Source organism: Actinotalea endophytica (assembly GCF_025717005.1).
GTDB lineage: Bacteria > Actinomycetota > Actinomycetes > Actinomycetales > Cellulomonadaceae > Actinotalea.
Map to the genome: position 1 here is coordinate 1 of NZ_JAOVZU010000012.1, position 23,216 is coordinate 23,216.

General features: G+C 73.5%; 28 protein-coding genes and 3 tRNA genes. 22 read left to right on the top strand and 9 right to left on the bottom strand.

Features of this window, described 5'->3' with window-relative positions; translation table 11 throughout:
- The 5 genes from OEB99_RS17690 to OEB99_RS17710 all read left to right on the top strand — a co-directional run.
- A partial coding sequence (locus OEB99_RS17690; protein ID WP_263578625.1) for a glucosamine-6-phosphate deaminase occupies positions 1 to 636 on the top strand: 636 nt, incomplete at its 5' end.
- Positions 637 to 1,021: 385 nt separating this feature from the next.
- Entirely contained in the window at positions 1,022 to 1,810 is a 789-nt protein-coding gene (locus OEB99_RS17695; RefSeq protein WP_263578626.1) for an endonuclease domain-containing protein, read from the top strand.
- 188 nt (positions 1,811 to 1,998) lie between these two features.
- On the top strand, positions 1,999 to 2,343 hold the full coding sequence (locus OEB99_RS17700; RefSeq protein WP_263578627.1) for a DUF3039 domain-containing protein: 345 nt from the start codon (positions 1,999 to 2,001) through the stop codon (positions 2,341 to 2,343).
- Positions 2,340 to 4,109 carry a DEAD/DEAH box helicase gene (locus OEB99_RS17705; RefSeq protein ID WP_263578628.1) on the top strand — a complete coding sequence of 590 codons (1,770 nt, stop codon included), beginning with the start codon at positions 2,340 to 2,342 and terminating at the stop codon, positions 4,107 to 4,109. Before OEB99_RS17700 ends, OEB99_RS17705 begins: the two co-directional genes overlap by 4 nt.
- 138 nt (positions 4,110 to 4,247) lie before the next feature.
- On the top strand, positions 4,248 to 4,403 hold the full coding sequence (locus OEB99_RS17710; protein WP_263578629.1) for a hypothetical protein: 156 nt from the start codon (positions 4,248 to 4,250) through the stop codon (positions 4,401 to 4,403).
- 84 nt (positions 4,404 to 4,487) lie between these two features.
- Here the strand turns inward: OEB99_RS17710 and OEB99_RS17715 are convergent, their stop codons facing one another.
- Positions 4,488 to 5,807 (bottom strand): nicotinate phosphoribosyltransferase, encoded by a 1,320-nt coding sequence (locus tag OEB99_RS17715; protein WP_263578630.1) that lies wholly within the window; start codon positions 5,805 to 5,807, stop codon positions 4,488 to 4,490.
- A 76-nt stretch (positions 5,808 to 5,883) separates the two neighbouring features.
- Here OEB99_RS17715 and clpS point away from each other — a divergent pair, with 76 nt between their 5' ends.
- The 6 genes from clpS (at position 5,884) to rdgB (ending at position 9,875) form a co-directional block, all read left to right on the top strand.
- Complete coding sequence (clpS, locus tag OEB99_RS17720) at positions 5,884 to 6,171, top strand: ATP-dependent Clp protease adapter ClpS (RefSeq protein ID WP_411910706.1); 288 nt, start codon at positions 5,884 to 5,886, stop codon at positions 6,169 to 6,171.
- Between the two features lies 1 nt (position 6,172).
- Complete coding sequence (locus OEB99_RS17725; protein ID WP_263578632.1) at positions 6,173 to 6,763, top strand: DUF2017 domain-containing protein; 591 nt, start codon at positions 6,173 to 6,175, stop codon at positions 6,761 to 6,763.
- A gap of 84 nt (positions 6,764 to 6,847) precedes the next feature.
- On the top strand, positions 6,848 to 7,666 hold the full coding sequence (murI, locus tag OEB99_RS17730) for a glutamate racemase (RefSeq protein WP_263578633.1): 819 nt from the start codon (positions 6,848 to 6,850) through the stop codon (positions 7,664 to 7,666).
- Entirely contained in the window at positions 7,663 to 8,454 is a 792-nt protein-coding gene (locus OEB99_RS17735) for an MBL fold metallo-hydrolase (RefSeq protein WP_263578634.1), read from the top strand. The genes murI and OEB99_RS17735 overlap by 4 nt, the downstream gene beginning before the upstream one ends.
- Positions 8,455 to 8,484: 30 nt before the next feature.
- Positions 8,485 to 9,249: a ribonuclease PH gene (rph, locus tag OEB99_RS17740; RefSeq protein ID WP_263578635.1), complete on the top strand. Its 765-nt coding sequence runs from the start codon at positions 8,485 to 8,487 to the stop codon at positions 9,247 to 9,249.
- Entirely contained in the window at positions 9,246 to 9,875 is a 630-nt protein-coding gene (rdgB, locus tag OEB99_RS17745; protein WP_263578636.1) for an RdgB/HAM1 family non-canonical purine NTP pyrophosphatase, read from the top strand. Before rph ends, rdgB begins: the two co-directional genes overlap by 4 nt.
- Before the next feature lie 31 nt (positions 9,876 to 9,906).
- Here rdgB and OEB99_RS17750 read toward each other — a convergent pair whose 3' ends face one another.
- Both OEB99_RS17750 and OEB99_RS17755 read right to left on the bottom strand, forming a co-directional pair.
- Complete coding sequence (locus tag OEB99_RS17750; RefSeq protein ID WP_263578637.1) at positions 9,907 to 10,095, bottom strand: hypothetical protein; 189 nt, start codon at positions 10,093 to 10,095, stop codon at positions 9,907 to 9,909.
- 11 nt (positions 10,096 to 10,106) lie between these two features.
- On the bottom strand, positions 10,107 to 10,649 hold the full coding sequence (locus tag OEB99_RS17755) for an NUDIX hydrolase family protein (RefSeq protein ID WP_263578638.1): 543 nt from the start codon (positions 10,647 to 10,649) through the stop codon (positions 10,107 to 10,109).
- Positions 10,650 to 10,786: 137 nt separating this feature from the next.
- On the opposite strand from OEB99_RS17755, the gene trxA reads away from it, so the two are divergent.
- Positions 10,787 to 11,164, top strand: a complete 378-nt coding sequence (gene trxA / locus OEB99_RS17760) for a thioredoxin (RefSeq protein ID WP_263578639.1) — start codon at positions 10,787 to 10,789, stop codon at positions 11,162 to 11,164.
- Positions 11,165 to 11,172: 8 nt separating this feature from the next.
- On the opposite strand, the gene OEB99_RS17765 is transcribed toward trxA, so the two are convergent.
- Together OEB99_RS17765 and OEB99_RS17770 are read right to left on the bottom strand one after the other, a co-directional pair.
- Positions 11,173 to 11,254 (bottom strand) — tRNA-Leu (locus tag OEB99_RS17765).
- A gap of 115 nt (positions 11,255 to 11,369) precedes the next feature.
- On the bottom strand, positions 11,370 to 11,837 hold the full coding sequence (locus OEB99_RS17770; RefSeq protein WP_263578640.1) for a peroxiredoxin: 468 nt from the start codon (positions 11,835 to 11,837) through the stop codon (positions 11,370 to 11,372).
- An 88-nt stretch (positions 11,838 to 11,925) separates the two neighbouring features.
- Here OEB99_RS17770 and OEB99_RS17775 point away from each other — a divergent pair, with 88 nt between their 5' ends.
- The 7 genes from OEB99_RS17775 to OEB99_RS17805 all read left to right on the top strand — a co-directional run bounded on the left by OEB99_RS17775 (position 11,926) and on the right by OEB99_RS17805 (position 17,001).
- Positions 11,926 to 12,222: a GroES family chaperonin gene (locus tag OEB99_RS17775; protein WP_263578733.1), complete on the top strand. Its 297-nt coding sequence runs from the start codon at positions 11,926 to 11,928 to the stop codon at positions 12,220 to 12,222.
- A 128-nt stretch (positions 12,223 to 12,350) separates the two neighbouring features.
- Positions 12,351 to 12,626: a hypothetical protein gene (locus OEB99_RS17780; RefSeq protein ID WP_263578641.1), complete on the top strand. Its 276-nt coding sequence runs from the start codon at positions 12,351 to 12,353 to the stop codon at positions 12,624 to 12,626.
- Positions 12,627 to 12,672: 46 nt separating this feature from the next.
- Positions 12,673 to 12,748: transfer RNA gene (locus tag OEB99_RS17785), tRNA-Lys, on the top strand.
- A gap of 22 nt (positions 12,749 to 12,770) precedes the next feature.
- Positions 12,771 to 13,667, top strand: coding sequence for an alpha/beta hydrolase (locus tag OEB99_RS17790; RefSeq protein WP_263578642.1), 897 nt, complete (start codon positions 12,771 to 12,773; stop codon positions 13,665 to 13,667).
- Between the two features lie 235 nt (positions 13,668 to 13,902).
- Positions 13,903 to 14,916: a methyl-accepting chemotaxis protein gene (locus OEB99_RS19740; RefSeq protein ID WP_318011436.1), complete on the top strand. Its 1,014-nt coding sequence runs from the start codon at positions 13,903 to 13,905 to the stop codon at positions 14,914 to 14,916.
- 77 nt (positions 14,917 to 14,993) lie between these two features.
- The gene (locus OEB99_RS17800) at positions 14,994 to 15,458 is read left to right on the top strand and encodes a hypothetical protein (protein ID WP_263578643.1); all 465 of its coding nucleotides are present in this window, start codon (positions 14,994 to 14,996) and stop codon (positions 15,456 to 15,458) included.
- A gap of 112 nt (positions 15,459 to 15,570) precedes the next feature.
- Positions 15,571 to 17,001, top strand: a complete 1,431-nt coding sequence (locus OEB99_RS17805) for a dihydrolipoyl dehydrogenase family protein (RefSeq protein ID WP_263578644.1) — start codon at positions 15,571 to 15,573, stop codon at positions 16,999 to 17,001.
- Positions 17,002 to 17,014: 13 nt separating this feature from the next.
- Here the strand turns inward: OEB99_RS17805 and OEB99_RS17810 are convergent, their stop codons facing one another.
- The 3 genes from OEB99_RS17810 to OEB99_RS17820 all read right to left on the bottom strand — a co-directional run bounded on the left by OEB99_RS17810 (position 17,015) and on the right by OEB99_RS17820 (position 19,613).
- Positions 17,015 to 18,043, bottom strand: a complete 1,029-nt coding sequence (locus OEB99_RS17810) for a glycine betaine ABC transporter substrate-binding protein (RefSeq protein ID WP_263578645.1) — start codon at positions 18,041 to 18,043, stop codon at positions 17,015 to 17,017.
- A 209-nt stretch (positions 18,044 to 18,252) separates the two neighbouring features.
- Positions 18,253 to 18,948: an ABC transporter permease gene (locus OEB99_RS17815; RefSeq protein ID WP_263578646.1), complete on the bottom strand. Its 696-nt coding sequence runs from the start codon at positions 18,946 to 18,948 to the stop codon at positions 18,253 to 18,255.
- Positions 18,948 to 19,613 (bottom strand): ABC transporter permease, encoded by a 666-nt coding sequence (locus OEB99_RS17820; RefSeq protein ID WP_263578647.1) that lies wholly within the window; start codon positions 19,611 to 19,613, stop codon positions 18,948 to 18,950. Before OEB99_RS17820 ends, OEB99_RS17815 begins: the two co-directional genes overlap by 1 nt.
- 109 nt (positions 19,614 to 19,722) lie before the next feature.
- Between OEB99_RS17820 and OEB99_RS17825 the strand changes: the two genes are divergently transcribed.
- Entirely contained in the window at positions 19,723 to 20,742 is a 1,020-nt protein-coding gene (locus OEB99_RS17825) for an ABC transporter ATP-binding protein (RefSeq protein ID WP_411910707.1), read from the top strand.
- 207 nt (positions 20,743 to 20,949) lie between these two features.
- On the opposite strand, the gene OEB99_RS17830 is transcribed toward OEB99_RS17825, so the two are convergent.
- A complete protein-coding gene (locus OEB99_RS17830; protein ID WP_263578648.1) occupies positions 20,950 to 21,873 on the bottom strand; it encodes a potassium channel family protein in 924 nt (307 codons plus the stop codon).
- A 103-nt stretch (positions 21,874 to 21,976) separates the two neighbouring features.
- Here OEB99_RS17830 and OEB99_RS17835 point away from each other — a divergent pair, with 103 nt between their 5' ends.
- Positions 21,977 to 22,918, top strand: coding sequence for an ATP-grasp domain-containing protein (locus OEB99_RS17835; RefSeq protein ID WP_263578649.1), 942 nt, complete (start codon positions 21,977 to 21,979; stop codon positions 22,916 to 22,918).
- Between the two features lie 109 nt (positions 22,919 to 23,027).
- Positions 23,028 to 23,103: transfer RNA gene (locus OEB99_RS17840), tRNA-His, on the top strand.
- Positions 23,104 to 23,216: the final 113 nt, after the last annotated feature.

Genomic DNA, 23,216 nt, shown 5'->3' on the forward strand with positions numbered 1-23,216 from the left:
CGGCACGAGGCCGGGGTCTCGTTCGCGGGCGCCCGCGGCTTCCTGCTCGACGAGTACGTCGGGCTGCCCGCCGGGCACCCCGAGGGCTACCGCGCCGTGATCCAGCGTGAGGTCGTCGACCACCTCGACATCCCGACCGAGGCGGTGCTCGGCCCCGACGGCTCCGCGGACGACCTGCCCGCCGCGTGTGCCGCGTACGAGGCCGCGATCGCCGCGGCCGGCGGTGTCGACGTGCAGATCCTCGGGATCGGCACCGACGGGCACGTCGCGTTCAACGAGCCGGGCTCGTCGCTCGCCTCGCGCACCCGGGTCAAGACGCTCACCGAGCAGACCCGGCGGGACAACGCACGGTTCTTCGACGGCGACGTCGACGCGGTCCCGCGGCACGTGCTGACTCAGGGGCTCGGCACGATCCTCGAGGCCCGGCACCTCGTGCTCGTGGCGAGCGGTCGGGGCAAGGCCGAGGCGGTGCACCAGATGGTCGAGGGCCCGGTGTCGGCCATGTGGCCCGGATCGGTGCTCCAGCTGCACCCGCACGTCAGCGTGCTGGTCGACGAGGCCGCCGCGAGCCGCCTCCAGCTCGCCGCCTACTACCGGGAGACCTGGCGCGCCAAGCCCGCGTGGCAGTCCCTCTAGCCGCGACGCCGACGCACCCCGCGCGGGGCACCTCGCCCCGCCACGCGGTTCTCGCCGAGTTCGCTGAGCGTCGCCGAGTTCGCTGCTGGTACCCCGCGAACACGGCGCCGGCCAGCGAACTCGGCGGGCGTGAGCGGGGGCACGTGGGCCGGCGGCACGTGGGCCGGCGGCACGGTGGTGAGCTCGGCGCTCGGCACGAGTGGCACGGGTGGCCGTGCGTCCATAGGGCGTGCGGACCGCCGGCCGGGCGTTGAGGCGATCGGCGAGTGTCGTGCGGGTGAGCAGCCTGACACCTCCGATCTTGTTGAGCCGCCCGGAGACCTCAGCGGACCTGCGACGACGGGTCCGCCGTGGCGAGCTCGAGCGTGTTCGGCGCGGCGCGTTCGTGCGTTCAGCCGACCTTGGCGAGCGCCCGCTGCGTGCCGAGACGCTCGCGAGGGCCCGGATCGTGGCCGTCGCTCAGCAGCTGCGGACGGACTTCTGGTTCAGTCACACGAGCGCGGCGCTCATCTGGGGATGTGACCTCCTCAGGTCACCTGATCACACCGAGGTGATCCAGCGGTACCGGGCCGGCCACCGACGGGACCGTGCCGTGGTCCGGCACTTGTGCGGCATCGCGCCGTCGGACCGCACCTTCGTCGAGGGACTCCCGGTCACGACTCTCGAGCGGACGATGGTCGACTGCGCGTCGCGGCTGCCCGTGCGAGACGCCTTCGTGATGATGGAGTCCGGCTTCAGGCTCGGAGCGGATCGCGCGGTCGTCGGGTCGATCGTTGCGGCGCGGCCGGGCGCCCGAGGAGTCCGACAGGCAAGGCTTCTGCTCGGCCTTGCCGACGGCCGGACCGAGTCTGCCGGGGAAGCGCTGACGCTCTGGGTCCTGCGCGGGGCGGGACTACCGGAGCCCGAGCTCCAGGTGGAGCTGCGGACGTCGCTCGGAGTCTTCCGGACGGACTTCGCCTGGCCCACCGCGAGGGTCGTTCTCGAGTTCGACGGGCACCTCAAGTACTCGGGACGCTTCGGTCACGCGACTGATGTGCTCCAAGCTGAGAGACGGCGTCAGCAGGCGATCGAGGACGCGGGGTGGCGGGTCATCAGGCTCACCTGGGACGAGATCGACGATCCGAACCGCTGGCTCGCGGCGCTCCGTCGCGCCCTCGCCGTGAGAACGGGGTGAGCCGGGGCGACCTCGATGAGTTCGCTGATCCGTCGCGAGTTCGCTGGCCCCACTCAGCGAACTGGGCGATGCCCAGCGAACTCGACGTTGTGGGGCGTTGGGAGGCCGTGGGGCATGGGGCACCTCGCCCCGCCACGCGGTGGGCGGGGCGCGGGGTCTGTCGGGTGCGGGACGTAGACTCGGGACCCATGCGCTCAGCCACTCGCCTTGCTCCCGTGAACGGTCCGAGCCTGGACGAGCCCGGCCGTCCGGACGCCCCGTCCGGTCCCGGTGCCGCGACCAGCGTGCTCGAGCAGACCGAGACCCGCGAGGAGCTCGAGCCCGGCGATCGCGAGCGGTTCGCGCACTACGTGCGCAAGGAGAAGATCCTCGAGTCCGCCGTCAACGGCACGCCGGTGATCGCGCTGTGCGGAAAGGTCTGGGTCCCGGGGCGCGACCCGAGCAAGTTCCCGGTCTGCCCGGTCTGCAAGGAGATCTACGACGGCCTGCGTGACCCGCAGGACGGGGGCGACGGCAGCGCCCCGACCGAGTGACGGGCGACTCCGCCGCCCGCCGTCACGCCGACCCGCACGCCGCATCGACCGCGGCTGCCCAGAGCCTGTCGCCGGCCTTCCCGGCCCGCGCAGCGTGGGGCACCGCGGGACACCTGCGTGCGTGGCAGGCGGCCGCCCTGGAGAGCTACGGGCGGCGTGAGCCCCGGGACTTCCTCGCCGTCGCGACCCCGGGCGCCGGCAAGACGACGTTCGCGCTGCGGGTCGCGACCGACCTGCTCGAGCGACGGGTGGTGCGCCGGATCACGGTCGTCGCGCCCACCGAGCACCTCAAGCGGCAGTGGGCCGACGCGGCCGCCCGCGTGGGCATCCACCTCGACCCGAACTTCCGCAACGCGCAGGGCCGCCACGGCGCCCAGTTCGACGGCGTCGCGGTCACCTACGCCCAGGTCGCGATGAACCCCGCGCTGCACGCCGCACGCACCTCGGCCGCCTCGACGCTCGTGGTGCTCGACGAGATCCACCACGCGGGCGACGCGCTGACCTGGGGCGACGGCGTCCGCGAGGCGTTCGAGGGGGCGACCCGGCGGCTCGCCCTGACCGGAACACCGTTCCGCAGCGACACCGCGGCGATCCCGTTCGTGACCTACCTGCCGGACTCGGACGGCATCCGCCGCTCGTTCGCCGACCACTCCTACGGCTACGGCGACGCGCTGCGCGACGGGGTGGTCCGCCCGGTGATCTTCCTGTCCTACTCCGGCCAGATGCGGTGGCGGACCCGCTCGGGCGACGAGGTCAGCGCGGCGCTCGGCGCCGACGGGCTCACGAAGGACCTCACGGCGCAGGCCTGGCGCACCGCGCTCGACCCGCAGGGCCAGTGGATCCCGTCGGTGCTCGCCGCCGCGGACGTCAGGCTGACCGAGGTCCGGCGCAGCGTGCCGGACGCCGGCGGGCTCGTGATCGCCTCCGACCAGGCGGACGCCCGCGCCTACGCTGCGCACCTGCGGCAGATCACCGGCGAGCCCGCCACCGTGGTGCTCTCCGACGACGACGGCGCCTCGGAGCGGATCGAGGAGTTCGCGGCGTCCGAGACGCGCTGGATGGTGGCGGTCCGGATGGTGTCCGAGGGCGTCGACGTGCCGCGGCTGTCGGTCGGGGTGTACGCCACGTCGACCGCGACGCCGCTGTTCTTCGCCCAGGCGGTCGGCCGGTTCGTCCGGGCACGGCGCCGCGGCGAGACCGCGTCGGTGTTCCTGCCGAGCGTGCCGCAGCTGCTCGCTCTCGCGGCGAACCTGGAGGCCGAGCGCGACCACGCCCTGGACCGCCCGGTCGGCGACGAGGACCCCGAGCTGCTGCTCGCCGCCGCCCAGCGCGAGGAGAACGCCCCCGACACGCTCGACAACGGCGAGCAGGGCACGTTCGAGGCGCTCGAGGCCCAGGCGAGCTTCGACCGGGTGCTGTTCGACGGCGGCGAGTTCGGCTCGCACTCCGACGAGGAGGCCGACTTCCTCGGGCTGCCGGGCCTCCTCGAGCCCGACCAGGTCGCGATGCTGCTCCGGCAGCGGCGCGGTGGGGCGGAGGCCGGCCGCGACCGTGCACCGGAGGTCGACCACCGGCGCCTCGCCGAGCTTCGGAAGGAGCTGAACGCGCTGGTCGGCGCGTGGGCCCGGCGCAGCGGTCAGCCGCACGGCTCGGTGCACGCCGAGCTGCGCCGCCGCTGTGGCGGTCCGGAGGTCGCGCTCGCCTCGCAGGACCAGCTCGAGGCGAGGACGGCGCTGGTTCGCGGCTGGTTCGTCGGCCGTCGCTAGCGGTGCGTCCTTGCAGGTCACAGGCCTGCGATAGCACGGCTTCGGCCCTCGTGCCCGACGTGCGAGGTGCCGTGCGGACTGCCAGCCTCGATGGGTCGGCACCACCTCTCGCCGACCCGCGTTAAGGAGGCACGACCCATGCCCAGCTGGCTACTCATCCTGATCGTCGGCGTCGTCCTGCTGGTCTTCGGTGTGGCCATCGAGGCCGCGAAGATCCTGATCTGGATCGGCATCGCCGTCCTGGTCGTCAGCATCATCCTGGGGATCGTCGGACGGACGCGATCGAGGATCTAGGCACCTGCTCGTGCCGAGGCCGTCCCCGTGACGGCCAGGGACGCGGCCCGGGATCCCCGGGCCGCGTCCGTGCGTCCGGGGGTGTCAGACCCGGACCCGCACGGTGGGCAGCACCGGCTCGTCGGGGCTGAGCTGCAGCGCCTGAACCGGCAGCTCGGCCAGCGACTCGGCGTGCCGGTGCACCGCACGGAGCACGCCGTCCTTGCCGGTCCAGCCGGGAAGCACCTCGCCGTCGCGCATCAGGGGCACCTGGAGCGCGCGCATGTCCGGGCCGGGCAGCCATGCCTGCACCGACGGGTCGTGCCCGCCGACCACGACCTCCTCGACGGCCCTGGCCCGCGCCAGCCGGCGGGCAGCGACCTTGCGGCCCTCGTGCCCGACCTTCGCCATGGACGCCTTGGCCACGGGCTGGATCGTGCCGGCGGCGTCCTCGCGGGCGACCAGCTTGTAGACCATGCCGCAGGTCGGTGCGCCCGACCCGGTGACCACGGACGTCCCCACGCCGTAGAAGTCCACCGGGGCCGCGGCCAGGGCCGCGATCGCGTGCTCGTCGAGGTCGGAGCTCACCACGATCCGGGTGCCGGTCGCGCCGAGGGTGTCGAGCTGGGCGCGCACCTCGCGGGCCAGCGACAGCAGGTCGCCGGAGTCCAGCCGGACCGCGCCGAGCCCCGTCCCGGCGGCCTCGACGGCCCGACGGACGCCCTCGGTCACGTCGTAGGTGTCCACCAGCAGGGTCGTGCCGATGCCGAGCGCGTCGAGCTGCGACGCGAACGCGGAGGCCTCGTCGTCGTGCAGCAGCGTGAAGGCGTGCGCAGCGGTGCCGATCGTGCTCAGGCCGTAGCGCCGCCCGGCCTCGAGGTTCGAGGTGCCGGCGAACCCGGCGACCACGGCCGCCCGCGCCGCAGCCACGGCGGCGTCCTCGTGCGCACGTCGGGACCCCATCTCCAGGCACGGGCGCTCGCCGGCCGCCGAGGTCATCCGGGACGCGGCCGCCGCGACCGCGGAGTCGTAGTTGAGGATGCTCAGCACGAGGGTCTCGAGCAGCACCGCCTCGGCGAACGACCCGTCCACCACCATGATCGGCGAGCCCGGCAGGTACACCTCGCCCTCGGCGTAGCCGACGATCGAGCCGGAGAAGCGGTAGTCGGCCAGCCAGGACAGGGTCGCGTCGTCGACCACGCGCTGCTCGGCCAGCCAGTCGAGCTCGGCGGTGGTGAACCGGAACCGCTGGACGGCCTCGAGCACCCGGCCGGTGCCGGCGACCACGCCGTAGCGCCGCCCGGGCGGCAACCGCCGGGTGAAGACCTCGAACACCGTGCGCCGGTGCGCCGTGCCGTCGGCCAGCGCGGCCTGCAGCATGGTCAGCTCGTAGCGGTCGGTGAGCAGGGCGGTCGACGCGGCCATGCGCTCACGCTACGGGGTGGTCACGGAGCCGGGCGGCCCCTCCCGCACCGTCGGGCCCGCCACCTACGATGGCCGGGTGAGCCGGTCCTTCCAGGTGGAACCGATCGAGGAGTCCGCCACCGTCGAGCACGGCGAGGGCTGGGTCACGGTCGTCTGGAACGACCCGGTGAACCTGATGACCTACGTCACCTACGTGTTCCGCAGCTACTTCGGCTACCCGCAGGAGAAGGCCGAGCGCCTCATGCTCCAGGTGCACGAGCAGGGTCGTGCCACCGTCTCCCGCGGCCCCCGGGAGCAGATGGAGTCCGACGTCCAGGCGATGCACGGCTTCGGCCTGTGGGCCACCGTGCAGGCGTCGGGCTGACGTGCGGGGCTTCCGGCGCGAACGGGGCGTCTTCGTCGCGCGCCTCGAGTCCGCGGAGCGGCCCGTGCTGCTCGACGTCGTCAACGGCGTCATCGACCTGTTCGGCGAGGTGCCGGACCCCGGCGACGTGCTCGACCCGTTCACCAGGTTGACGATCACCGAGGAGCCGGTCGACCCGCCGGAGGACCCTGCGCTGCACCGCCTGCTGCCGGACGCCTCGCCCGACCCCGAGCTGGCCGCGGAGCTTCGCAGGCTCACCGAGGCGGACCTGCGCACCGGCAAGGTCGCTCGGCTGCGGTTGCTGCGTGGCGCGCTGGAGCAGGCCGCGCCGGATCTCGTCGTGTCCCCGGCCGGCGCGCCGGACGTCGCGGCCGCGCTCACCGACGTCCGGCTCGTGCTCGCCCAGCGACTGGGCCTGGAGACCGACGACCAGGCCGACGAGATCCGCGAGCTGGCGATGGCTCGCGGGGCCGCGGCCGACGATGCCGAGTCGACCCGGCGGTTCCTCGCCGCGGTCTACTCGGTGCTGACCCAGCTTCAGGGCGACCTGGTCGAGCTGATGGTGTCGGAGCTCGATCACGGCACGCAGTGACGGCGGGGCCGCCGGGGACCGTGTGGCGACCGTCACGCAGCCGCCGGTGCGGAGTGGTCCGCGGCCCCAACTAGAGTGCACCCCGTGAATGACGCGCCCATCGGGATCTTCGACTCCGGTGTCGGCGGTCTCACCGTGGCCCGCGCCGTGCTGGACCAGCTTCCGCACGAGTCGGTCCTCTACATCGGCGACACCCAGAACGGCCCGTACGGGCCCAAGCCGCTGGCCGCGGTCCGCGCCCACGCGCTCGAGGTGATGGACGACCTGGTCGATGCGGGCGTGAAGATGCTCGTCATCGCGTGCAACAGTGCGTCGGCCGCGGTGCTCCGGGACGCGCGCGAGCGCTACACGCAGCGCAAGGGCCTGCCGGTGGTCGAGGTGATCCTGCCCGCCGCGCGCCGGGCTGCGGCGGCCACCCGCAACGGCAAGGTCGGGGTGATCGGGACCCGGGCGACGGTCGGCTCTCGCGCCTACGACGACGCGTTCGCGGTGGCGAGCGACCTCGAGCTGACCTCGCAGGCCTGCCCGGAGTTCGTCGAGCTCGTCGAGGCCGGCCGCACCTCGGGCGCGGACGTGCTGGAGATCGCGCGCCGTGACCTGGCCCCGGTGGTCGAGGCCGGCGTCGACACCCTCGTCCTCGGCTGCACGCACTACCCGCTGCTCACCGGCGTCATCTCGTACGTGATGGGCGAGGGGGTGACGCTGGTCTCCTCGGCTGAGGAGACCGCGAAGGACGTCTACCGCACGCTCGTCGCGCACGACCTCGAGCGGGACCCGTCGCTGCCGCCGCCGACCCACCGCTTCCTCGCGACGGGCGACGCGGAGTCGTTCGCGACCCTCGCCCGCCGGTTCCTCGGCCCCGAGGTGAGCAGCGTCGAGCACGCGTCGGAGCTGCGCCGATGAGGCTCACCGTCGTGGGGTGCGCCGGCTCGTTCCCCGGCCCGCACTCGGCAGCCTCGTGCTACCTGGTGCAGGCCGACGACGCGCACGGTCGCACCTGGAGCGTGCTGCTCGACCTGGGCAACGGTGCGCTCGGCCCGCTGCAGACCCACGTCGACCCCGCCGACCTCGACGCGGTCGCGCTGTCCCACCTGCACCCGGACCACGTCGCCGACATCAGCGGGCTCTACGTGTACCTGCGCTACCACCCCGACCTCACGCCCGGTCGCGCGCCGCTGCCGGTCCACGGGCCGTTCGGCACCGCGTCCCGGCTGGCGGACGCCTACGGCCTGGACCCCGGCGAGGAGATGACCGGGCAGCTGGTCGTGCACACCTGGCAGGCCGGGCACCCGGTGCAGGTCGGGCCGATGCGGCTCACACCGGTCCCGGTCCGCCACCCGGTGCCGGCGTATGGCGTGCGGGTCGAGGGGCCGTCGGAGCAGGACCCGGACCGGACGGTGACGATCGCGTACAGCGGTGACACCGACGCATGCGTCGGCCTGGACGACCTCGCGACCGAGGCGGACCTGCTGCTCGCCGAGGCCGCGTTCGTCGAGGGGCGGGACGAGGTGCGCGGTATCCACCTCACCGGCCGCCGCGCCGGGGAGGCCGCGGCCCGCGGTGGCACCCGCACGCTGCTGCTGACCCACGTGCCCGCCTGGAACCCGCCCGGGGTCGCCGCGGCGGAGGCCGCGGAGGTCTTCGACGGCACCGTCACCACCGCCGTCCCGGGGATGGTCGTCGAGCTCTGAGCGTCGTCGGGCTGCCGTAGGGTGCGGCCCATGACGAACCCCACGCGCCCCGACGGCCGACGCCCCGACGAGCTGCGCCCCGTGCGCCTGACCCGGGGATGGCTGGACGAGGCCGAGGGCAGCGTGCTCGTCGAGTTCGGCAGCACGCGGGTGCTGTGCGCGGCGTCGTTCACCGCGGGCGTGCCGCGCTGGCGCAAGGGTTCGGGCCAGGGCTGGGTCACCGCGGAGTACGCGATGTTGCCGCGGGCCACGTCCACCCGGTCGGACCGGGAGTCGGTCAAGGGCCGGATCGGCGGCCGCACGCACGAGATCTCCCGCCTGATCGGCCGGTCGCTGCGCGCGGTGGTGGACCTGTCCGCCCTCGGCGAGAACAGCATCGTGCTGGACTGCGACGTGCTGCAGGCCGACGGCGGCACCCGGACCGCGGCCATCACGGGTGCCTACGTGGCGCTCGCCGACGCGGTGACCTGGGCGCGCACGCAGGGCCTCGTGCCGGCCGACGCCCCGGTGCTGACCGACTCGGTCGCTGCGGTGAGCGTCGGCATCATCGACGGCACGCCGATGCTCGACCTGCCGTACGTCGAGGACGTCCGCGCCGAGACCGACATGAACGTCGTGGTCACCGGCTCGGGCGGGTTCGTCGAGGTCCAGGGCACCGCCGAGCGCACCCCGTTCACGCGGGCCGAGCTCGACGTTCTGCTCGACCTCGCGGTGAGCGGCACGGCGACGCTCGCGGGGCTTCAGGCCGAGGCCCTCGCGGCCGAGCCTGCGGGTCACCCCGTGGCCGGGTCGTGAGCGGCGCCCGCCTGGTCCTGGCGACCCACAACCCGCACAAGGTCGGCGAGCTCCGTGCGATCCTCGCGGCCGCCGGCCTGCCGACCGAGGGTGTCGTCGGTGCTGCGGACGTCGGCGCCGAGCCGCCGGTCGAGGACGGCGTGACGTTCGCGGAGAACGCCCTGCTCAAGGCGCGCGCGCTCGCGGCGGCGACCGGGCTGCCGGCGGTCGCGGACGACTCGGGGCTCGCGGTGGACGTGCTCGGGGGAGCGCCGGGCATCTTCTCGGCCCGCTGGGCCGGCGGCCACGGCGACGACGCGGCGAACCTCCGGCTGCTGCTCGACCAGCTGGCCGACGTCCGCGCCGAGCACCGCGGTGCGCAGTTCGTCTGCGCCGCCGCGCTGGTCACGCCGGACGGCGCCGAGCACGTCGAGACCGGGATCATGCGCGGGCAGCTCACCACGGCACCGCGCGGCGACGGCGGGTTCGGCTACGACCCGATCCTCGAGCCCGACGAGCAGCCGTCCCGCGCGACCCGGACGTTGACGTCCGCCGAGCTCACCCCGGAGGAGAAGAACGCGATCTCGCACCGCGGCCGCGCGTTCCGCGCGCTCGCCCCGCAGATCGCGGCCGTGCTTCGCCCCTGAGCGTTCGTTCGACGCTGCGTCGGCGGGCGCCTCAGCGCCGAGCGCGACGGCGCGCGATCCACTGGTTGGCTCCCAACGACCCACCCACGATCAGGACGCATCCCAGCGCGCTGACGAGGGCGGACGCGGCGTCGGCGCCCGTCGCGAGGCGGAGCGCGGCGATCGCCGCGGCACCACCGAGCACGAGGCTCGTGACCGCGAGAACCGCACGGCGTGGCACCACGGCAAGCCTCAGGGCAGCCGGCCGACGTGGGCCATCGCCTGGCGCAGGAGGTACCCCTGGCCGCCGCTCATCTCGGCGATCACCCGCTCGCTGCACGCCTCCTCGGGGGTCATCCACGCGAGGTCCAGGGCGTCCTGCTGCGGTGAGCAGTCCCCGGCCATGGGCACGACGTACGCGAGCGACACGGCGTGCTGACGAGGGTCGTGGTACGGCGTCACGCCGGGGGTCGGCAGGTACTCGGCGACCGTGAACGGCTGCGGCGTCGGCGGGACCGCCGGGAGCGCCATCGGCCCGAGGTCCTTCTCGATGTGCCGCAGGAGCGCGTCGCGGATCCGCTCGTGGTACATCACGCGACCGGTGACCAGGGCCCGGCTCATCGCGCCGTTGACCATCCGCAGCAGCAGTCCGACGAGGATCACGTCGCCGCTCTCGTCGACGCGCACCGGCACGGCGTCGACGTAGACGATCGGTAGCTGCCGGCGCACGGCCGCGAGGGTCGCGTCGTCGAGCCAGCCGTCCGGGCGGGCACCCCAGTCCGCGGTGTCGGTCATGCCGCAGAGCCTAGAGCGGTCCGGCGGGCACCGCCCGGGTGCGCCTCAGGCGTGGCGCGAGTGGTCCCGGATACCCGTGGGGGAATACTGAGCGCCGCGCACCGTTGACGATGGGCGAAGCCGACGGAAGGACCGACATGCCCACCACCGAGCTCACCGAGCAGACCTTCGAAGAGGTCGTCACGAGCAACGACATCGTTCTCGTGGACTTCTGGGCTGCGTGGTGCGGTCCGTGCCGGATGTTCGCGCCGATCTTCGAGCAGTCCTCGGAGGAGCACACGGACATCGTGCACGGCAAGGTCGACACGGAGGCGCAGCAGGGTCTGGCCGCGGCCGCCGGGATCACCTCGATCCCGACCCTGATGGCGTTCCGTGAGGGCATCCTCGTGTTCGCCCAGCCCGGTGCTCTGCCGGCCGAGTCGCTCGAGAAGGTCGTCCAGGCGGTCAAGGGCCTCGACATGGTCGACGTCCGTCGCCAGGTCGAGGAGGCACGCGCCTCGCGCGAGCAGGCCTGACCGGGCGGTGCGCGAGGCGGGACTCGAACCCGCACGCCCGAAGGCACCAGGACCTAAACCTGGCGCGGCTGCCAGTTACGCCACTCGCGCTCGGGGGCGAGCCTAGGGGCTCGCGACCCCGGTTGTGCCAGTCCGGGACGGTCCGACAGCCGAGCCGGAACCACTACGGGGACGTCCGACCGGGTTGGGGAGCGGGCCCGCCGCCTCAGTCCAGGCTGAGAGCCTTGCGCAGCGCGCTCACGTGACCCGTGGCCCGCACGTTGTAGCGGGCGACCTCGACGGTCCCGTCCGGGCCGACCACCACGGTCGACCGGATCACCCCGACCACGGTCTTGCCGTAGAGCTGCTTCTCGCCGTACGCGCCCCAGGCCTCCAGGACCGAGCGCTCGGGGTCGGACGCCAGCGGGTAGGTGAGCTGCTCGGCGTCGACGAAGACCGCGAGCTTCTCCACGGTGTCGGGGGAGATGCCGACGACGGTGTAGCCGGCGGCCTGGAGCGACGCGTAGGAGTCGCGGAAGTCGCACGCCTCCTTGGTGCACCCGGGCGTCATCGCGGCGGGGAAGAAGAACACCACCACGCCGTGGCCGCGCTGCTCCGAAAGGGTGAACGTGCCGCCGTCGGCGGTGGGCAGCGAGAAGTCGGGTGCGGCGTCGCCGACGCTGAGGCGGGGCATCGTGGTCCTTCCGGTGGAGGGTGGCCAGCCTAGCGAGCCGAGGGCCGGTAGCGTCGGGTCCGTGAGCCAGCCCCGTCCTCCGATCCGGATGCTCTCCGACCGTGTGCTGGTCCGGCTCGACGCCGAGTCGGCGGAGCGCTTGTCGACCTCGGGCATCGTGATTCCGGCCACGGCGAGCGTGGGCCGACGTCTGGTCTGGGGTGTGACCGTGGCCACCGGCGAGCACGTCCGTCAGGTGGAGGTCGGCGACCGGGTGCTGTTCGACCCCGAGGACCGGGCGGAGGTCGAGCTCGGCGGGGTGGGGTACCTGCTGCTGCGCGAGCGCGACCTGCACGCCGTCGCCGAGCCCGAGGCGGGCGGCGAGCGCACCGGGCTGTACCTGTGAGGATCCCGTGAGCGTTCGGGCGGCCGGGCGGCCAGGACACTTGTGCCGGGGGTCACGGCTCGGCGATGATCGGCGCGCATCAGGTTGCGGCCAGGGGCAGGGTCGCAGCGAGGACAGGAGAGGTGGACGTGAGCGGCCAGAACGATCAGGTTCCGTCCCCCGAGGAGCGGGGTGACGACGTCATCTCTGCCGAGATGATGCACCTGCTGCACGAGGGGGTCCCTCTCGCGCTGATCGCCGACCTGGCGAGCCCGGGCGGCCCTGACTCACCCGAGATCCTCGCCGAGGAAGGCCTGCCGGACGTGGACTGGCTCGGTGAACGTCCGCCCTCGGAGGGCACGCCCGACGACGAGGACGCGGACGACGAGAACACCTTCGACGAGGACCTGGACGACGAGGACTGAGCCGGTTTCGTAGCACCCCTACGCCGGTGCTACCCTTCTGCACCGCGCGCCATTAGCTCAATTGGCAGAGCAGCTGACTCTTAATCAGCGGGTTCGGGGTTCGAGTCCCTGATGGCGCACCAGCAATGCCACCGGTGAGGACTCATGTCGCTCCTGACGACCCGATGGGTCGCGGACACGCTCACCGCTCTGATGGGCCGGGGTCCCGGTCCGCGCATCCCCGCTGAGCTCGCGTTCGCGGAGATCCCGGCGTCCACCGTGGAGATGACGGTGCCGACACGGCACGGCGATCTCGACGCCACGGTGTACCGGCCTGCCGGGGGGAGCCAGGGCGCCCCGGTCTACCTGAACTTCCACGGCGGCGGGTTCGTGGTTCGCCACCGCGAGCAGGACGATCCGCTGTGCCGGTTCATCGCGGCCGAGGCCGGTGCAGTCGTGGTGAACGTCGACTACGACACCGCCCCGCGCCACCGGTTCCCGGTCGCCGTCGAGGAGGGCTTCGACGCCGCAGTGTGGGCGGCGGACCCCGCACGCGAGTGGGACGGTTCACGGCTCGTGGTCGGCGGGCAGAGCGCGGGCGGTGCGATCGCTGCCGCGTGCGCGCGGCAGGCCCTCGAGGCCGGCGGTCCGGTGATCGCGCTCCAGGTACTCCACTTCCCGCCGCTCGACCTGGTCACGCCGGGGGACCAGAAGCACGCCGCAGGACCGAGCATCATCACCGTGCCGATGACCAGGCTGTTCGACACCGCGTACGCGCCGGACGCCGGCTCGAAGCGCCACCGGCTGGCCTCTCCGGCGTGGGGTGCCAACGCTGACGGGATCGAGGGGATCGCACCCGCGCTCGTGATCAGCTGCGCCCTCGACCGCCTGCACGACGAGGACGTCCGCTACGCCGACCGGCTCCGGGACGGTGGTGCGCTGGTGGAGCACATCGACCTCCCGGGCGCCGACCACGGGTACACGGTCCGAGGCGGGACGCGCGAGCTCGTCAGCGACGTGTACGCGCGCATCGCGCGTCATGTCGTCGAGGCGGTGGCCTGAGCCGGCGCGAGCTGGGCCGGCGCTGTTCTCGCAGACGGCCTCCTGGCCAGCGCACACGCTGGCCCGGGGGCCTTCGTCGTGGGTCGGAGGTCCCGACTCGGGTCTGCGGGCCCCGCGTCGAGCGCACCGCTGCGCCAGGTGATCGCTCGGGGAAACACCGCGGCAACCATCGAGCCCTAGCGTGCGGCGTCAGCAGCCGGGTCGACGTTGAGCCGGCACGTCACCTGGAGGCGCCATGCCCGCTCGAGTCGTCGCCCTGGCCGAGGATGTGCAGCAGCTCACCACGGCCAAGCTCGGCGAGATCGACAAGGTCGCTGCGAGCACCAAGATGCTCGCCCTGAACGCCCGGATCGAGGCGGCGCGGGCGGGGGAGGTGGGCAAGGGATTCGCGGTGGTCGCCCAGGAGGTCGGGTCCGTGGCGGACGCCGCGAAGCTGATCTCGGACGAGCTGTCCGGAGAGCTCGCGCCCAAGCTCGACGAGCTGCGCACGCTGGGCCGCGAGCTGGTCGCGCGGGTCCAGGGTCAGCGGCTCGCGGACCTCGCGCTCAACGTCATCGACATCGCCGACCGCAACCTCTACGAGCGGTCCTGCGACGTCCGCTGGTGGGCGACGGACTCGGCGATGGTCGACGCGGTCGCGGCCGGCGACCCGGACGCCGCGGCGCACGCGTCCGCCCGCCTCGCGGTGATCCTGCGCTCGTACACCGTGTACCGGGACCTGTGGCTCGCCGACGCCGACGGCCGCGTGATCGCCAGCGCCTCGGCCGGCAGCGGGCCCGGGGTCGGGGTCGACGTCTCGCACGAGCCGTGGTTCATGGCGGCGATGGGGACCGCGAACGGCGACGACTACGCGGCGCTCGACGTCGCGCTGCACCGCGAGCTCGGCGTGCCGGTCGCCACGTACGCGACGGCGGTTCGGGAGGGCGGGCGCGAGGACGGGCGGCCGATCGGCGCGCTCGGGATCTTCTTCGACTGGCACGGTCAGTCGCAGGGCATGGTGGACGGCGTTCGCCTGTCGCCGGACGAGCGGGCGCGGACCCGGGTGCTGATCGTCGACTCCGGTGGCCGGGTGCTGGCGTCGTCCGACCGGACCGGTGTGCTCTCCGAGCAGGTGGTCCTGCGGACCGATGGCAAGGTGAACGGCTACTACTCGGAGGGCGGGACGACCGTGGGCTTCGCGCTCACGCCCGGGTACGAGACGTACCGCGGGCTCGGTTGGTACGGCGTCCTGGTCCAGGATCCGGCCTGACCGTGCAGGACGTCGCAGGCCCCTGAGGCGTGCGGGCACGGTTTGCGCTGCCGGGGCCATGGGCGCACGGTGACGACATGGCTTCTCGCGCCCTGCTGCCCGACACCGTCCGGGTGGCGGCACGCGCAGTCGCGCTCGGCCTCGCGGCGGGTGGCCGGGCGTCCCTGGGCGTCGCTGCGCCGGTGCTCGCCCGCGGGCCGCGCGCGGCGCAGGTCCTGCTCGGTCTCGCGGTCGCCGGTGAGCTGGTCGGGGACAAGCTGCCGACGACGCCCGACCGCACCGAGTCGTTGTCGCTGGTCGGCCGGGCCGCGTCCGGCGCGATCGGTGCCGTGGTCCTCGCGCGGCGCGCCGGTGGTGCACCAGTGCCGGCCGCACTGGTCGGTGGTGCGGCGGCCGTCGCCGGGTCGTTCCTGGGGATCGGCTGGCGACGCGGCGCCAGGGGTCACCTCCCGGACCTCGGCGCGGCTCTGATCGAGGACGCAGCGGTGCTCGCGCTCGCCGGCACGGCGTGCGCGACGTTGCCGCGGCGCGGGAGGCCGTGACCATCGGGCACCTCGACGCGGGGCCTGCGCCGACGATTCGGCATCCTTGTCCCCAGGTGCGTCGCGGCCTCCCTGCCCTGAGCATGGAGGCACCCGACCGGAGGAGCGCACCATGCCCGAGTCCCGGACCTACGACGTCGTCGTCCTCGGCGCCGGCGCGACCGGCGAGAACGCGGCGGATCGCGCCTCGCGCGGTGGGTTGAGCGTGGTGGTGGTCGAGTCGGAGCTGGTCGGCGGGTCCTGCTCGTACTGGGCGTGCATGCCGTCGAAGGCCCTGCTGCGTCCTGGTCAGGTGCTGGCGACCGCGCGGGCGGTCGGTGGGGCCGCCGGTGCTGTGACGGGCGACGTGGACGTCGAGGCGACGCTGGACCGGCGCGACTACTTCGCATCGGACTGGGACGACTCCGGCCAGGTGCACTGGCTCGAGGGCGCGGGCCTCGACCTGGTGCGGGGTGAGGCTCGGCTGACCGGCGCGAAGACGGTCGAGGTGACCCAGGACGACGGCACGCTCGTCCTGAAGGCGCGGCACGCGGTCGTGGTCGCGACCGGGAGTGAGCCCGTGATCCCCGGGATCGAGGGCCTGGCCGAGGCGGCACCGTGGACCAGCCGTGAAGCGACGTCGGTGCAGCACGTGCCCGAGTCGCTCGTGGTGCTCGGCGGCGGCGTGGTCGGTGTCGAGACGGCCACGGCGTACGCCGATCTGGGTGCGGCGGTGACCGTGCTGCAGCGCGGCGAGCGGCTCCTGACCGAGGCCGAGCCCGTGGCCGGCGAGGCCGTTGCGGCAGGACTCCGGGAGCTCGGGGTCGACGTCCGGCTCGGTGTTCACGTGCTCCGGGTCGAGCGCGGTGACGACGGCGTGGCGGTGCACCTCGACTCCGGCGAGGTGCTGCACACCGCCGAGCTGCTGGTCGCGACCGGTCGACGCCCGCGCACCGAGGAGCTCGGGGTGGACTCGGTGGGCCTCCGACCCGGCGCCGCGCTCGACGTCGACGACCAGCTGCAGGTCCGCGGGGTCGAGGGTGCCTGGCTCTACGCGGTCGGCGACGTGACCGGGCGCTCGCACACCACGCACCAGGGCAAGTACCAGGCCAGGGTCGCCGGAGACGTCATCGCAGCGCGGTTCGGCGCCGAGGGCGGCGCCCCCGAGGCGGCGCCGTTCAGCCGCTACGCCGCATCCGCCGACCACGCCGCGACGACGCAGGTCGTGTTCTCACGCCCTGAGGTCGCCTGGGTCGGGCTCACGCAGGCGCAGGCCGAGGAGGCCGGTGTCGACGTCCGGCTCGTCGACGTGCCCCTGTCCAGCGCCGCCGGCACGGGGTTGCACTCCGACGGCGCCGGCGGGCACGCCAGGCTTGTCGTGGACGCGTCGCGCCAGGTCGTCGTCGGGGCGACCTTCGTCGGCCCCGACGGCGCCGCGCTGCGGCACGCCGCGACGAGCGGGGTGGGCGGCGAGGTTCCCCTCACGCGGCTGTGGCACGCCGTGCCCGCGTACCCGACCATGAGCGAGATCTGGCTGCGTCTGCTCGAGGCCGCGGGCCTGTGACGTCGAGCCGGGCTCAGCCCGCCAGCGACGCGTCCGAGGAGAACACCAGGCCGAGGGCGATCTCACCCTGCTGCAGTGCGGACTTGGTCAGCGGTCCGCCGACGTCGAGCGCGGTGAACTCGGTGATGGTGAGCCCGTAGACGCTCTCGAGCCCGACCTGGCAGAAGTCGCGCTCCGGGCACTCCGGCGGGCCACCGAGGGTGATGCCGCCCGAGCACGCGTCGGCCAGCTCGGAGAGCGTCGAGACGCCGTACTGGTCGGCGAACGCCTGGGTCACCGCGAAGGCGTTCTGGTCCTGGGCGGCGGCCGGCAGCCCGAACACGAGCCCGACCTGCTGACCGAGGTCGGTGAGGTTCGACATCGTCGCGTCGAGGTCGCCGCTGGCGACCGGCTCCGCCGAGTCGCCGTTGACGGCGCTGTTGATGAACGTCGCGAGCGTGCCCACGTACTCGGGCACCACCGTCAGGTCGCCCTGCTCCAGGGCCGGGAGGTACGTCTCGCGGTTGCCGATCGTCTGGACCGTGGCCTTGAAGCCCGCGGCGTTGAGCGCGCCGGCGTACAGCTCGGCGAGGGTGGCGTTCTCGGAGAAGTTCGCGGCACCGACCACGAGCTCCTCACCGTTGCCGACCTGCTCCTGGGTGTCCAGGCTGTGCTCGGACAGGAACGCCGCGGCCGCCTCGGACGAGGTCTGACGGTCCACGTCGACGGCCTTGTTGAGCTGCACGAGCGTCGGGGTGTCCAGCGTGGCCGACACGGTGTCCAGCACGTCGACCAGGCCGGGCAGGTCCGCCGCGGCGGACGCGTTGACGGCCGGGACGATGTTGTCGACCTGCTGCAGGCCCTTGTCGTCCGCGAGCACCACGAGCTGGTCGCCGGCGACGGCCTCGCACACGGCGCCGCCGGCCGCGGAGGAGGACTCCGCGGCGGAGCCGGAGTCCGACGGCGAGGTGCTGCCGGACGAGGAGCCCGGTGAGCCACAGGCCGCGACGAGCAGCGTCACCCCCAGGCTCGCGGTGGCAAGGACGGTGCGACGAGCGCGCATGCGTACTCCTCGGTCGAGGCTTGGTTGCGGACCCATTCGATCGTGAGCCACCGACACGGGCAACCGAGATCGACGTCGGTCGGCCTCCCGTGACGTGATCGTGACGCCTCGGACGGGCCTGTGTACACCCCGGACGCCGCGTCGTCACCGCAGCGCGAGCGGTCGCTCCGTCTCGGCCGCCCCGTCTCGCGCGGCCGCCGTCCGGTCCGTCAGGCCGCCGCTGCCCGGCTCTGCGCCGCGCGGGCCCGCATCGGCGCGGGGGTGAGCAGCCGCTGGCCCCAGCCCAGCACGCCCTCGGCCACCAGGCACAGCACGGCGACCAGCACGCCGCCCGCGAGCACCTGCCCGTAGCGCTGCAGCGCGAAGCCGTTGTTGATGATCACCCCGAGGCCGCCGCCGCCCACGAGCGCCGCGAGCGGGATCGTCGCGATCACCTGGATCGCGGACGTCCGCAGCCCCGCGCCGACCAGCGGCAGCGCGAGCGGCAGCTCGACCTGCACGAGCGAGCGCAGCCCGGACATGCCCATCCCGCGTGCGGCGTCCCGGGCGGCCGGGTCCACGTCGAGCAACCCGGTGTACGTGTTCGACAGGATCGGCGGGATCGCGAAGATCGCCGCGGCGATCACCGTCGGCCGGTTGCCGAAGCCGAGCCCGGTGGTCGCGAAGATCAGCAGCAGGGCCAGCGTGGGCAGCGCGCGGGTGGCGTTCGCGACCACGACCGTGACGGTGCCGCCGCTGCCGCGGTGACCGAGCCAGATGCCCAGCGGCAGCGCGACGAGCGCCGCCAGGAGCACGGCCATCAGGGACATCCCCAGGTGCTCGGCGGTGAGCGCCGGCACGCCGTCCGGGCCGGTCCAGTTGAGCGGGTCGTTCAGCCAGACCAGAGCCTCCTGCACGACGTCCATCAGGCCACCGCCGCCCGGCTCCACGGTGTGGCCGCGCGCCCGGCGAGCCACAGCGCGACGTCGGCGACCACCGCGATCGCGACGGTGAGCAGCGTCGCGGTCATGATCTCGGCGTGGTACTGGCTGCGGAAGCCGCGGAACATCAGCTGGCCGAGCCCGCCGTAACCGACGATCACGCCGATCGTCACCAGCGCCACCGTGGTGACCGTCGCGAGCCGCAGCCCCGTGACGATCGACGGCAGCGCGTTCGGCAGCTCGACCCGCAGCAGCACGCGCCACCGCCCGTAGCCGAGGCCGCGTGCCGCGTCGGTGACCGCCGGGTCGACGCCCTGCAGACCGACCAGGATGTTGCGCACCAGCACGAGCAGCGCGTACATCACCAGGCCGGTGAGCACCGTGACGCGCCGGTCACGCACCAGCGGGTACAGGATCGCGAACAGCGCGAGCGACGGGATCGTGTAGAGCACGCCGGACACGCCCAGCACCGTTCCGGCCAGCCGCGGGCGCAGGTGCGCGAGCACGGCGAGCGGGATCGCGATCGCGGTGGCGATGAGGATCGCCTCGACCGTGAGGCTGACGTGCTGGCCGAGCGCCTCGGTGATGTCCGCCGAGTTCCGCTGCACGTAGTCCCAGGACAGCCACGGGTTGTCCGGCGCCGCACTCATCGGTGTGACGCTACCGTGCAGGTCCCGACGGTGCAGCGGGTCCGGGACGAAGATCACGAACGATCCGGCACCGACGGCGGGACCCGCGTCGGGCCGCTACGGTCTCAGGATGACCGACGCCCGGCCGGCCGAGCCGATGATCCGCCTGGACGGCGTGCGCAAGGAGTACGCCGACGGGACCGTCGCCGTGGAGCACCTCGACCTCGAGGTCCGCGAGCACGAGCTCATGGTGCTCGTGGGCCCGTCCGGCTGCGGCAAGTCGACGACGCTGCGCATGGTCAACCGGCTCGTGGAACCGAGCGGGGGCCGGGTGGTGGTCCAGGGCGAGGACGTCACGACCACCGACCCCGTCGCGCTGCGCCGGCGGATCGGCTACGTCATCCAGCACGTCGGGCTCTTCCCGCACCGCACCGTGGCGCAGAACGTCGGGACCGTGCCGGCGCTGCTCGGCTGGGACGCCAGCAGGACTCGCGACCGCACCGCGGAGCTGCTCGACCTCGTCGGCCTGGACCACCGGACCTACGCCAAGCGCTACCCGCACCAGCTGTCCGGCGGCGAGCAGCAGCGGGTCGGGGTCGCCCGTGCGCTCGCGGCCGACCCGCCGGTGCTGCTGATGGACGAGCCGTTCGGCGCGGTCGACCCGGCCGGCCGCCGGCACCTGCAGGCGGAGTTCTGGAAGATCCAGCGCGAGCTCGGCACCACGGTGATGCTCGTCACGCACGACATCGACGAGGCGGTGCGCCTCGGCGACCGGATCGCGGTTCTCTCCCGCGGGGGTCGCCTCGAGCAGGTCGCCGACGCGGTCACCCTGCTCGCCCGGCCCGCGACCGACATGGTGCGGGACTTCGTCGGCACCGGGCGGGCGGTGCGGCTGCTCGGCATCGGCGAGCTGGACGCCGCGGACCTCGAGCCGCTCGGCCGGGCCGCGGGCGGTGACGACGTCGCTCCGGACCTCGCGCCGGTGGACTCGCTGACGTTGCACGGCCGGCTCGACGACGCGTTCGCTGCGCTGGCCGCCTCCGGCGGGCGACCGGTCCCGGTGCTCGACTCCGACGGTGCGCCCGCGGGCCAGCTCACCACCGAGGGCCTGCTCGGTGCGCTGCGCAGGATCACCGGCGCTGCGGCCTAGGACCTCACCCGCGAGCCTGCGTCACCGACGCGCCTCGGCGTGCTCTCCTCAAGTGTCAGGAGGGAGCGTGTCATGCACACCCACGACGACACGCGAGTGTGGCCGATGGTCGGCGCGGTGCTGGCATCCGTGGCCGGCGTGGTCGCCGCCGGTCTGGCGGCGTTGCTCGGCGCCTGAACGGCCCGAACGGCCCGAGCGGCAGCCTGCTCAGCCGGGCAGCCGGCCGACCGCGGCCGCGACCTCGTCCTCGGTGAGGACGCCCGCGCGACGTAGCGCGCCGAGCATCGCGAGCGCGTCGGCCTCGGTGGTCGTGGCCGTGCTCGGCTCGACCCCGGCCGCGGTCTCCGACTCGGCGCTCGCCGACGCGCCGAGCTCGACGATCGGCATCTCGGTAGGTTCGGACTCAGCCGCCTCCGCGGCCTCCGCGGCCTTCGCCGCCTCCTCGGGCTCCTCGGTCTCTCCGGTCTCCTTGGTCTCCTCGGCCTCGAGCTCGGCCTGGACCTCCTTGCCGGTCTCGCGGGCGCGTTCGGCGGCCTCGACGAGCCAGGCAGCGACGCTCGCCGTGACCACGCCGAGCACGCTGATCCCGACGATCATCAGCGCGGCGGCCACGAACCGCCCCGCTGGGGTGACCGGGTACAGGTCGCCGTAGCCGACCGTCGTCACCGTGGTGATGGCCCACCACAGGGAGTCGCCGAACGTGACGATCGAGGCGTCGGGGGCTCCCTTCTCCGCGTCCAGCTCCGCGAGCGCGCCGATCAGCACCAGGGCCAGGGCTCCGTAGAGGATCGCCTCGCCGGTGCGCAGTGCGCCGTCCCGCCTGGACATCAGCGACTGCCCCGCCGTGAACACCCGCAGCGCACGCAGCGGGCGCAGCGCCGGCAGCAGGACGGACACCACGTCGATGGGGTGGCTCTTGGCCCAGGCCACCTTCTCCTCGGCGAGGTAGAGCCGGATCCCCAGGTCGACGGCGAACACCAGCCAGATCGCGGTGTTGAGCAGCTCCGCGGACCTCATCAGCCAGTCCGGGAACCCGGTCGCGATCACCGTGACCGCGTAGACGCCGAGGAAGATCAGCGCGAGCACCGTCATGAAGAGGGACGTTCGGGCTTCGTACCGTGCGAGTCTCACGCGTCCCGATCGTGGCGCGATCCGCGCGCGCCCGCCACCCCCTTCGGGCCGAAGATCGGACTCGGGAGGCGGAGCCGCCGCCGGACGTGACTACTCTGGCCCGGTGAGGATCGCCCTGGCCACGTGCTCAGCCCTGCCCGACCTCGACCCGGACGACATGCCGCTCGCCGATGCGCTGCGTGCGCGCGGCGCCGAGGTCGACGTCTGCGTGTGGGACGACCCGACCGTGCTGTGGGGCCACTACGAGCTGGTCGTGGTCCGTTCGACGTGGGACTACTCGCAGCGTCGCGGGGAGTTCGTCGCGTGGGCCGAGCGCGTCGCGCGGGTCACGCGCCTGTCGAACCCGTTCCCGGTGATCCGGTGGAACTCCGACAAGCACTACCTCGCCGAGCTCGACGCGGCCGGTGTGGCCGTCGTGCCGACCCAGTGGCTGGAGCCGGACCGCCATCTGTCCGGGCGCGCGCTGCACACCCGCTTCCCGGCCGGTGGGGACTTCGTGATCAAGCCGGCGGTCTCCGCCGGGTCACGCGACACCGGGCGGTACACCGCGATCGACGCCGGGTCGCGCGGGCTGGCGATCCAGCACGCGAAACGACTGCTCGGCGAGGAGCGCACGGTCATGGTGCAGCGCTACCTGAGCAGCGTCGACACGCACGGCGAGCGGGCCCACATCTTCATCTCGGGGGAGTACTCGCACTCGGTCCGCAAGGGCGCGCTGCTCGACGGTCCCGACGTGGCCGTCAACGGCATCTACCGGCCCGAGCGGATCGCCCCGCTCGAGGCCGACCAGGCCGAGGTCGAGGCGGCCCGGCACGTGGTGCGCACAGCCCGCCGCCTGCTCACCGAGGCTGCGGACGGTGTGCCGGTGGAGTCCGACCCGTTCCTCTACTCGCGCGTCGACCTCGTGCAGGACGACGAGGGCGCGCCCGTGCTGCTCGAGCTCGAGATGGTCGAGCCGTCGCTGTTCTTCCAGCACAGCGAGGGTGCGCTCGACCGGTTCGCCGACGCCGTGATCGCGCGCGCCGACGGGAAGATCGCGCGGTAGCCGGAGCGGCCACGGGCCGCGCCCGACCGCCCGGTGGATCGCGTGGTCACCACAGGCCGTAGCACCTTGTAGACTTCTCGCCGGTCCAGGGCCGCGTCCCTGGCCCGTGGTGGCTGTAGCTCAGTTGGTAGAGCACCTGGTTGTGGTCCAGGGGGTCGCGGGTTCAAGTCCCGTCAGCCACCCCAATATCGCCGCAGGTCAGAGGCCTTGTCGGTGGGGTCCGGTAGACGTTGGTGACAGGGTGCGGTAACACCTGACGCGCTCCGACCGACCACAAGGACCGTGAGAAGCCCATGGC

Bases quoted from the DNA above. Each gene is read 5' to 3' on its own strand.
- OEB99_RS17700 (WP_263578627.1), top strand. From the start codon at position 1,999: ATGCGCTCAGCCACTCGCCTTGCTCCCGTGAACGGTCCGAGCCTGGAC.
- OEB99_RS17710 (WP_263578629.1), top strand. From the start codon at position 4,248: ATGCCCAGCTGGCTACTCATCCTGATCGTCGGCGTCGTCCTGCTGGTC.
- OEB99_RS17715 (WP_263578630.1), bottom strand. From the start codon at position 5,807: ATGGCCGCGTCGACCGCCCTGCTCACCGACCGCTACGAGCTGACCATG.
- OEB99_RS17735 (WP_263578634.1), top strand. From the start codon at position 7,663: ATGAGGCTCACCGTCGTGGGGTGCGCCGGCTCGTTCCCCGGCCCGCAC.
- rph (WP_263578635.1), top strand. From the start codon at position 8,485: ATGACGAACCCCACGCGCCCCGACGGCCGACGCCCCGACGAGCTGCGC.
- OEB99_RS17755 (WP_263578638.1), bottom strand. From the start codon at position 10,649: ATGACCGACACCGCGGACTGGGGTGCCCGCCCGGACGGCTGGCTCGAC.
- trxA (WP_263578639.1), top strand. From the start codon at position 10,787: ATGCCCACCACCGAGCTCACCGAGCAGACCTTCGAAGAGGTCGTCACG.
- OEB99_RS17770 (WP_263578640.1), bottom strand. From the start codon at position 11,837: ATGCCCCGCCTCAGCGTCGGCGACGCCGCACCCGACTTCTCGCTGCCC.
- OEB99_RS17775 (WP_263578733.1), top strand. From the start codon at position 11,926: ATGCTCTCCGACCGTGTGCTGGTCCGGCTCGACGCCGAGTCGGCGGAG.
- OEB99_RS17790 (WP_263578642.1), top strand. From the start codon at position 12,771: ATGTCGCTCCTGACGACCCGATGGGTCGCGGACACGCTCACCGCTCTG.
- OEB99_RS19740 (WP_318011436.1), top strand. From the start codon at position 13,903: ATGCCCGCTCGAGTCGTCGCCCTGGCCGAGGATGTGCAGCAGCTCACC.
- OEB99_RS17800 (WP_263578643.1), top strand. From the start codon at position 14,994: ATGGCTTCTCGCGCCCTGCTGCCCGACACCGTCCGGGTGGCGGCACGC.
- OEB99_RS17805 (WP_263578644.1), top strand. From the start codon at position 15,571: ATGCCCGAGTCCCGGACCTACGACGTCGTCGTCCTCGGCGCCGGCGCG.
- OEB99_RS17810 (WP_263578645.1), bottom strand. From the start codon at position 18,043: ATGCGCGCTCGTCGCACCGTCCTTGCCACCGCGAGCCTGGGGGTGACG.
- OEB99_RS17815 (WP_263578646.1), bottom strand. From the start codon at position 18,948: ATGGACGTCGTGCAGGAGGCTCTGGTCTGGCTGAACGACCCGCTCAAC.
- OEB99_RS17820 (WP_263578647.1), bottom strand. From the start codon at position 19,613: ATGAGTGCGGCGCCGGACAACCCGTGGCTGTCCTGGGACTACGTGCAG.
- OEB99_RS17825 (WP_411910707.1), top strand. From the start codon at position 19,723: ATGACCGACGCCCGGCCGGCCGAGCCGATGATCCGCCTGGACGGCGTG.